This window comes from Mameliella sp. AT18, assembly GCF_028807275.1.
Classification (GTDB): Bacteria; Pseudomonadota; Alphaproteobacteria; order Rhodobacterales; family Rhodobacteraceae; genus Antarctobacter; species Antarctobacter albus.
The window spans coordinates 1-7,636 of the sequence record NZ_JARAMO010000254.1 but is presented as its reverse complement, the minus strand read 5'-3'; the positions used below and the strand labels follow the sequence as shown (position 1 = coordinate 7,636).

Here is a 7,636-nt window from a genome sequence, read left to right as displayed (position 1 = left end):
CCGGACCAATCAGCGGGGGCGGGTCAATAAATTCCACCGGGGACCGAGAACCGCCAAAAGGGTAGACGAACATATCGCTGAAAAATGAACTGTTCGTACCGTAGAAATAAAGCCTCATCGCAAATGATTTCCCTTTCCGGCGGTGCTCCGGCAAATGCGCCTGCGGACACCCTCCTCAATACTCATTCGACGGGCTTCCTACGACATTCCCCAAGTGAAACGCCGTCCCGCTCAACTTGACGTCAGTGTTCAGGCTGATCAAGCTTTCAGTGCCGGTTGCGCCGTGTTCCGACAGCTCGCGCCCAGGCTCAGAACTGAATAGCCCCGTCTATCGTGGACGCCTTCTGTGCTAATTTTGAGGCAAGGAGGCCATGATGAGCGGCTCGAAGTCCAGCGACGAGTTCCAGCGGGATGCAGTCGCGCAGATCGCCGAGAGAGGTTGCCCGGTCAGGGAAGTGGCGGAGTGCTTGGGTGTCAGCCCATACCTAGGCGCGCAGTTCAGGACCAACAGACAATAGATGAAAGTGCATCATCAGGTCTTGACCCAAGATGCCCTGCTGCTGCCTAGAGGCATCAAAACTTGAGCGTTTCGGCGGCAAGCTTGACCCACGCCTTCAGTAGAAATGGCTGCAAAGCTTGTAAGGAATTGCTTGGAAGTACTGTCTCCGCTTGAGCCGATTTTGGGCAGACGCGCCGCAAACAGCTGAAAGGAATCGACAAATCCGCAAACAGAAAATGTCGATGGCGAAAACCAACGGCAACCAGAACAAAAGCATGACAGAAAGAATTGTCAAAATTATCCATTTAAACAATTTCTTATTGGCGACCCCGGCAGGATTCGAACCTGCAACCTGCCCCTTAGGAGGGGGCTGCTCTATCCAGTTGAGCCACGGGGCCGTCCGCGCCTCCTTACCCTGCCGCGCGGGGCTTGTCATCCCGGATGGTTGCAGAGCATACCGCTCTTGCGCAGCGCCCTGATTGCGGTAACGTATCCCCATCTCACGAAAAGGATTTGCCCTTGGCCGCCGACGACTCCCGCCCGCTTACCCTTCGCGATGTCTCAGAGGCGTCCGGCGTCTCGGAAATGACCGTCAGCCGCGTGTTGCGCAACCGCGGCGACGTCAGCCAGGCGACCCGGGAAAAGGTGCTCGAGGCGGCCAAGACGCTGGGCTATGTCCCCAACAAGATCGCAGGCGCCTTGGCCAGCCAGCGGGTGAACCTGGTGGCGGTCATCATCCCCAGCTTGCGCAACATGGTCTTCCCCGAGGTGCTCTCGGGCATTTCCAGCGTCCTGGAAGAGACCGAGCTGCAGCCCGTCGTCGGCGTCACCGACTACCTGCCCGAAAAGGAAGAGCGCGTTCTCTACGAAATGCTCTCTTGGCGGCCCTCCGGCGTGATCGTCGCGGGCCTCGAACATACAGAGGCCGCGCGCGCCATGCTCAAGGCCAGCGGCATCCCGGTGGTCGAGATCATGGACACCGACGGCAAGCCGATCGATTGCGCCGTGGGTATCAGCCACCGTCGCGCCGGGCGCGAAATGGCCCGCGCGATCCTGAAACAGGGCTATCGCAACATCGGTTTCATGGGCACCAAGATGCCGCTGGATCACCGCGCGCGCAAACGTTTCGAGGGCTTCACCGAGGCGCTGGCCAAGGAAGGCGTCGAGGTCATCGACCAGGAGTTCTATTCCGGCGGGTCGGCCCTGGCCAAGGGCCGCGAGATGACCAAGGCCATGCTGGAGCGTGAGCCGGAGCTCGATTTCCTCTATTACTCCAATGACATGATCGCGGCGGGCGGACTCTTGCACCTGTTGGACGCGGGCATCGACATCCCCGGCCAGATCGGGCTTGCCGGGTTCAACGGGGTTGAGCTGCTGGACGGTCTGCCGCGCAAGCTGGCGACGATGGATGCCTGCCGGGCCGAAATCGGGCGCAAGGCGGCGCAGATCATCGCGGGCCGCGTCGACAACCCGGAGGCCGAGTTCGAACCGATCATCGAACTGGCGCCCAAGCTGGATTACGGCGACACGCTGAAACGGCGCTGACCCCGTCCCGGACCTGCTCCGGGACCTCGGGCCCTAACCCGATGCGCCCGCCCGCTCCACGATGGCGATGGCCTCGGCCACAGCATCCGCGATGGCCATTTTCGACGTGTCCAGCGTCACCGCATCCTCGGCCGGTTTCAGCGGCGCATCGGCGCGGTTCATGTCCCGCGCGTCGCGCGCCAGCACATCCGCCAGCACCTCGTCCTGCGTGACCTCATGACCAGAGGCGACCAGTTCCCGCCAGCGCCGCTCGGCCCGCACCTCGGCGCCGGCAATGACGAACAGCTTGGCCTCCGCCTCGGGGCAGATCACCGTGCCGATGTCGCGCCCGTCCAGTACCGCGCCGCCCGACCGCCGGGCAAAGGCGCGCTGCACGTCGACCAGCGCCGCGCGCACCTCGGGCAGCGCCGCCACCTTCGAGGCCGCCTGCGCCACCTCCGGCCCGCGCAGCGCCTGCGCGTCCAGCCCGGTCACGTCCAGCCCCTGCGCTGCCTCCAGCGGCGGCACGCCCAGCAGCATCTGCCGCCCAACCGCCCGGTACAGCAACCCTGTGTCCAGATGCGCAAATCCGAAATGCGCCGCCAACTGGCGCGCGATGGTGCCCTTGCCGCTGGCGGCGGGGCCGTCGATGGCGATGGTAAAGCTCACGCGATCACCTGTGTCGTCAATGCGGGGTCGGCGCCTTCGGCCCGGGGCACTCCCACGCCGATGTCATAGTAATCCCCCTTGTCCGCGCAGAAAATGTGTCCGGCCAGGCGCAGCCCGGTCGGCCCGTCGATGGTTCCGGCAAAGATCGACAGATGCGTGCCCGGCCCGTCCCAGAACAGGTTGCTGCCGCAGGTCCCGCAGAACCCCCGCCGTGCCGTGTCGGACGATCCGTACCAGGTCACCTCACCCGTCACCTTGACGGTCTCACGCAGGGCAGAGGTCGCCGCCACGTGATGCCCCGAGGTCTTGCGGCACTGGCTGCAATGGCAGGCGATCACCGGGCGCAGCGCGCCGCTCACGCGGTACGTCACCGCCTTGCAGAGGCATCCCCCCGTCACTCCAGCCGCAGCCTGCATCGCACACTCCCTCTCGATCCCTCCCGAGGCCTAGCAAGAGCGCGCCCCGGGGGAAAGCCCCAGCCGCTCCGGCTCAGTCGCGGGTGATCTCGGCCCCGAGGGTGCCCATCAGGGTTTCGAAGATCGGGAAGGACGTGGCAATCGGCCCGCCGTCGTCCACGCGCATCGGCCTGGTCGAGGCAAAGCCCATGACGAGGAAGGACATGGCAATACGGTGATCGAGATGGCTTTCCACGGTCACGCCGCCCGCGACATTGCCATGCCCGCGGCCCTCGACCGTCCACCAGTCCTCGCCCTCCTCTACGTGGACACCGGCGGCGCGCAGACCCGTCGCCATCGCGTCGATCCGGTCGCTTTCCTTGACCCGCAGCTCCTTGACGCCCGGCATATGCGTGCGCCCCTGGGCAAAGCTCGCCACCACGGACAGCACCGGGTACTCGTCGATCATGCTGGCAGCACGTTCGGCAGGCACCTCGATCCCCTTGAGGTCAGGAGAGAAGCGCGCCCGCAGGTCGGCCACCGGCTCGCCCCCCTCTTCGCGCATGTTCTCGAAGGTCAGATCAGCGCCCATCTCCTGCAAGGTGAAAAACAGCCCCGCCCGCGTCGGGTTCAGCCCGATGTTCGGCACCAGCACGTCCGACCCTTCGGTGATGATCGCCGCGCAGACCGGGAAGGCCGCAGAGGACGGATCGCGCGGCACCACGATAGTCTGCGGCTTCAGCTCGGGGCGGCCCTGCAGGGTGATGACCCGGCCCTCCTCCGTGACCTCGGTCGAGATCGTGGCGCCGAAACCGGCCAGCATCCGTTCCGAATGGTCGCGCGTTGCCTCGCGCTCGATCACCACGGTCTCGCCCGGCGCGTTCAGCCCGGCCAGCAGCACCGCGGATTTCACCTGTGCCGAGGGCACCGGCACCTCGTAGCGCACCGGCAGCGGTTCGGCGGCGCCGACGATGGTCATCGGCAGCCGCCCGCCGGACCGGCCGTAGGCGCGTGTCCCGAACAGCGCCAGCGGATCGGTCACCCGCGCCATCGGGCGCTTGTTCAGGCTGGCATCGCCGGTGAATGTCGCCACGATGGGCGAAGTCGCCATCGCCCCCATGATCAGCCGCACCCCGGTGCCCGAGTTGCCGCAATCGATCACGTTCTCCGGCTCGCCAAAACCTCCGACGCCGACGCCATGCACATGCCAGGTATCACCGATCTTCTCGACCTGCGCGCCAAAGGCCTGCATGGCTTTGGCGGTGTCCAGAACGTCCTGCCCTTCCAGCAGTCCGGTCACCTTGGTCTCGCCCACCGCCATCGCGCCCAGGATCAGCGAGCGGTGAGAAATCGACTTGTCGCCGGGCACATGCGCCTCGCCCACCAGGGGGCCGGAGGCACGCGAAGTCATCGGGATCGGGGCGCCGTGGGCGGACATGGGGGCTCTCCTGCAAAATCGTCGCCGCCTGATAGCAAGCGGCACTGGCAAGGTCCATCGCGCTCGTGCAGCGCCGCGCCCCCTGCCCGCTCACCGCCTGTGGAAGGTCAGGTAGTGCGGCACGCGCCCCTCGCGCAGGGCCTTCTGCTCGTAGCGGGTCGAATACCAGTCGTCCCAGGGCTTCCGCCAGTCCTCTGGCCCTTCGGCGGCCCATGTGAACCCGGCTTTCGGCACCTCGACCAGTGTCTGCCGGACATAGTCGGGAATGTCGGTGGCCACGCGGAACTCTGCCCCCGGTTTCAGTACCCGGTGCAGCGGCTCTAGGTGCTCCTGCGTCACAAAGCGCCGCCGGTGGTGTTTCTTCTTCGGCCAGGGGTCCGGATACAGCAGAAAGGCCTTCGAGATCGACTCGTCCGGCAGCACGTCGAACAGGTTGCGCGCATCGCCGGGGTAGACCCGAAGGTTCCCGGCCCCCGCCTCCCGGATCTTGCCCAGGAGCATCGCCACGCCGTTTATGAAGGGCTCGGCCCCGATGATGCCAACGCCCGGATTCCCGACCGCCTGGTGCACCAAATGCTCGCCGCCGCCGAATCCGATTTCCAGCCAGACCGGCGCTCCACCGAAAAGCGCATCAAGGTCCAGCGGCACCCGGTCCGGGTTCTCCTCCCAGTCGACCGCGCCCGGCGACAGCCGGTCCAGGTCCTCCTGCAGGTACTCTTCCTGTTTCGGCCGCAGGGTCTTGCCCTTCACGCGACCGTAGAAATTGCGCCAGGGGGCGCCGGGGTGCTTGTTCGACGTGGTCATGGCCCGGGCGCTTAGCCTCCGGGAACGGATCGTGCAAGGCTCCTGCGGCCCCGCGGGCGCTCAAGGGGCGATCAGGATGCTGCCCAGCACCTCCAACCCGTCGCCATTGCGGCGCACAATCAGCACCTCGCCCGACCGCGTGCCGCGTCCGGTCAGCGCGCTGATGTTGACCTGGTGCGTGACGACGATGGGCCGGCCACCCCGCGTCTCAAGCAGGTCCAGCGCCGCGACGGTCCGCGGGCCGCGCTGATCGAAATCGCGAAAGAAGGAATTGAACGCGGGTGCCGGCGTCACCTCGCCCAGATCCATCAGGGCGGCGGTCTCAAGGCAGCGGCACCACTGGCTGCTCAGCACCGCGTCAAAGCGCATCCCGCGGTCGCGAAAGGCGGCCCCGATGGCCCGCGCCTGCGCCTTGCCCCGCGCGTCGAGGGTGCGCTGCGTGGCGCAGTCATCCAGCACGAACCCCGAAGGATCCCCCGTGCCCGGCGACAGCGCATGGCGCATCAGGGCAAAGGCACCGGGCCGCTCCAGCGCATCCCAGTCATTGGCCGACAGCACCCCCGGCCACAACAGGCCGAGGGCAAGGATCAGGAACCGCATCACAGACGGTCGTCGAGGAACCGCAGCAACCCCTCCCAGGCGCCCTGGTCGGCGGTCAGGTCATAGTCGTTCGACCCGTGGACGGTAAAGCTGTGCCGCGCGCCGCCAAAGACCTGCGCCCCATGCTCGACACCCGCGCCCTGCAACTGGTCCAGCAGCGCGGCCAGTTCGCCCATGCCGGACACCGGGTCGGCACTGCCATGAAACAGCATCACCGGCGCCGTGGTCGCGCTGTAATCCTGCCCATCGGGCGTGCCCAGCCCGCCGTGAAAGCTGACGAAGCCTTCCAGCTCCGCCCCGGCCCGCGCTGCCTCCAGCACCGCCGCGCCGCCAAAGCAGTAACCCATGATGACGATGTCATCCGTCGTCCCGGCGATATTGGCCGCCTCCATGATCGAGCCCATAAGCCGCGCGCGGAATTCCTCGCGGTCGCCATACAGCGCCCCGGACAGCGCCCGGTTCTCGTCCACGGTCTTGGGGTCCTCGTCGGCGCCGTAGACGTCGATGGCAAAGGCGGTATAACCCAGCGCCGCCAGCATCTCGGCGCGGCGCTCCTCGTAGGCGGTCATCCCGTCCCAGTCGTGCACGATCAGGACCGTCCCCTTGGGCGTGATCGCGGTGTTGGTGGCGACATAGCCCTCGTAGGTGCGGTCGCCGACGGTGTATTGGTGATAGCCGGCCTGGATCTCGGCCTGGGCTGCGCCCGCCAGCATCACGGCGGCAGCGAAAACGGTGCGGATCATCACGGAACCTCCCTGTTCACATTCCACACCGCAAAGATAGCGGCCCCCGGCAAAAGGAAAGGCGCCCCCGCGACGGGAGCGCCTGTGGTTCTTCTTGGCAGAAATACCCCGGGGGGAGACGACCGCAGGGAGACGGGGGCACAGCCCCCTCTCAGACCTCTTTCTTCAGCGCCTCGGCCAGGTCCGTCCGCTCCCAGGAAAAGCCGCCGTCCGCCTCGGGGGCGCGGCCGAAATGGCCATAGGCAGCGGTGCGCGAATAGATCGGCTTGTTCAGGTCCAGGTGGGTGCGGATGCCGCGCGGGGTCAGGTCGATCACCTTGGGGATCGCCGCCTCGATGGCGCGCGCCTCGATCTGGCCGGTCTGGTGCGTGTCGACGTAGATCGACAGCGGCTTGGCCACGCCGATGGCATAGGACAGCTGCACGGTGCAGCGTTCCGCCATGCCCGCGGCCACCACGTTCTTGGCCAGGTAACGCGCGACATAGGCCGCCGAGCGGTCCACCTTGGTCGGGTCCTTGCCGGAAAACGCGCCGCCGCCATGCGGTGCCGCGCCGCCATAAGTGTCGACGATGATCTTGCGGCCCGTCAGGCCCGCGTCGCCGTCCGGCCCGCCGATGACGAACTTGCCGGTCGGGTTCACCCACCATTCGGTGTCATCGGAAATCCAGCCCTCGGGCAGGGTCTCGCGGATGTAGGGTTCCACCAGCGCGCGGACGTCGGCGCTGGTCATGGTCTCGTCCAGGTGCTGCGTCGACAGCACGATCGAGGTCACGCCCACCGGCTTGCCGCCCTCGTAGCGGACCGACAGCTGCGACTTGGCATCCGGGCCCAGCCTGGGCTCGGTGCCGTCCTTGCGCACCTCGGCGAGACGGCGCAGGATCGCGTGGCTGAACTGGATCGGCGCCGGCATCAAAGCGTCGGTCTCGTCCGTGGCATAGCCGAACATGATGCCCTGGTCGCCGGC

The 7,636-nt window shown here is 66.6% G+C and carries 9 protein-coding genes, 1 tRNA gene and 1 pseudogene; 2 read left to right on the top strand and 9 right to left on the bottom strand.

Annotated features, from left to right (window positions below; all coding sequences use genetic code 11):
- Positions 1–371 precede the first annotated feature (371 nt).
- Positions 372–485 (top strand): annotated as a pseudogene (locus tag PVW46_RS21695) (transposase); the annotation flags it as partial.
- Positions 486–573: 88 nt separating this feature from the next.
- Here the strand turns inward: PVW46_RS21695 and PVW46_RS21690 are convergent.
- Positions 574–804, bottom strand: coding sequence for a hypothetical protein (locus PVW46_RS21690; RefSeq protein ID WP_139022679.1), 231 nt, complete (start codon positions 802–804; stop codon positions 574–576).
- A 16-nt stretch (positions 805–820) separates the two neighbouring features.
- Positions 821–897: transfer RNA gene (locus PVW46_RS21685), tRNA-Arg, on the bottom strand.
- Between the two features lie 121 nt (positions 898–1,018).
- Here PVW46_RS21685 and PVW46_RS21680 point away from each other — a divergent pair.
- Positions 1,019–2,044, top strand: a complete 1,026-nt coding sequence (locus PVW46_RS21680) for a LacI family DNA-binding transcriptional regulator (RefSeq protein WP_261394874.1) — start codon at positions 1,019–1,021, stop codon at positions 2,042–2,044.
- A gap of 33 nt (positions 2,045–2,077) precedes the next feature.
- Here PVW46_RS21680 and PVW46_RS21675 read toward each other — a convergent pair whose 3' ends face one another.
- The 7 genes from PVW46_RS21675 to metK form a co-directional block, all read right to left on the bottom strand.
- Complete coding sequence (locus PVW46_RS21675; protein ID WP_043144984.1) at positions 2,078–2,692, bottom strand: (d)CMP kinase; 615 nt, start codon at positions 2,690–2,692, stop codon at positions 2,078–2,080.
- Positions 2,689–3,108 (bottom strand): GFA family protein, encoded by a 420-nt coding sequence (locus PVW46_RS21670; RefSeq protein WP_069207900.1) that lies wholly within the window; start codon positions 3,106–3,108, stop codon positions 2,689–2,691. The genes PVW46_RS21675 and PVW46_RS21670 overlap by 4 nt, the downstream gene beginning before the upstream one ends.
- A 73-nt stretch (positions 3,109–3,181) precedes the next feature.
- Positions 3,182–4,525, bottom strand: a complete 1,344-nt coding sequence (gene aroA / locus PVW46_RS21665) for a 3-phosphoshikimate 1-carboxyvinyltransferase (RefSeq protein WP_069207901.1) — start codon at positions 4,523–4,525, stop codon at positions 3,182–3,184.
- Positions 4,526–4,615: 90 nt separating this feature from the next.
- Positions 4,616–5,329 carry a tRNA (guanine(46)-N(7))-methyltransferase TrmB gene (gene trmB, locus PVW46_RS21660; RefSeq protein WP_069207902.1) on the bottom strand — a complete coding sequence of 238 codons (714 nt, stop codon included), beginning with the start codon at positions 5,327–5,329 and terminating at the stop codon, positions 4,616–4,618.
- A gap of 60 nt (positions 5,330–5,389) precedes the next feature.
- Positions 5,390–5,929 (bottom strand): histidine phosphatase family protein, encoded by a 540-nt coding sequence (locus tag PVW46_RS21655; RefSeq protein WP_069207903.1) that lies wholly within the window; start codon positions 5,927–5,929, stop codon positions 5,390–5,392.
- Positions 5,929–6,672 (bottom strand): dienelactone hydrolase family protein, encoded by a 744-nt coding sequence (locus PVW46_RS21650; protein WP_069207904.1) that lies wholly within the window; start codon positions 6,670–6,672, stop codon positions 5,929–5,931. The genes PVW46_RS21655 and PVW46_RS21650 overlap by 1 nt, the downstream gene beginning before the upstream one ends.
- Positions 6,673–6,823: 151 nt before the next feature.
- The coding region (metK, locus tag PVW46_RS21645; protein WP_274577561.1) for a methionine adenosyltransferase at positions 6,824–7,636 on the bottom strand (813 nt) is incomplete at its 5' end.

What these genes read in the sequence shown, in the direction of transcription:
- PVW46_RS21690 (WP_139022679.1), bottom strand. Translation starts at nt 804, where the DNA reads ATGGATAATTTTGACAATTCTTTCTGTCATGCTTTTGTTCTGGTTGCC.
- PVW46_RS21655 (WP_069207903.1), bottom strand. Translation starts at nt 5,929, where the DNA reads ATGCGGTTCCTGATCCTTGCCCTCGGCCTGTTGTGGCCGGGGGTGCTG.
- PVW46_RS21670 (WP_069207900.1), bottom strand. Translation starts at nt 3,108, where the DNA reads ATGCAGGCTGCGGCTGGAGTGACGGGGGGATGCCTCTGCAAGGCGGTG.
- PVW46_RS21650 (WP_069207904.1), bottom strand. Translation starts at nt 6,672, where the DNA reads ATGATCCGCACCGTTTTCGCTGCCGCCGTGATGCTGGCGGGCGCAGCC.
- aroA (WP_069207901.1), bottom strand. Translation starts at nt 4,525, where the DNA reads ATGTCCGCCCACGGCGCCCCGATCCCGATGACTTCGCGTGCCTCCGGC.
- trmB (WP_069207902.1), bottom strand. Translation starts at nt 5,329, where the DNA reads ATGACCACGTCGAACAAGCACCCCGGCGCCCCCTGGCGCAATTTCTAC.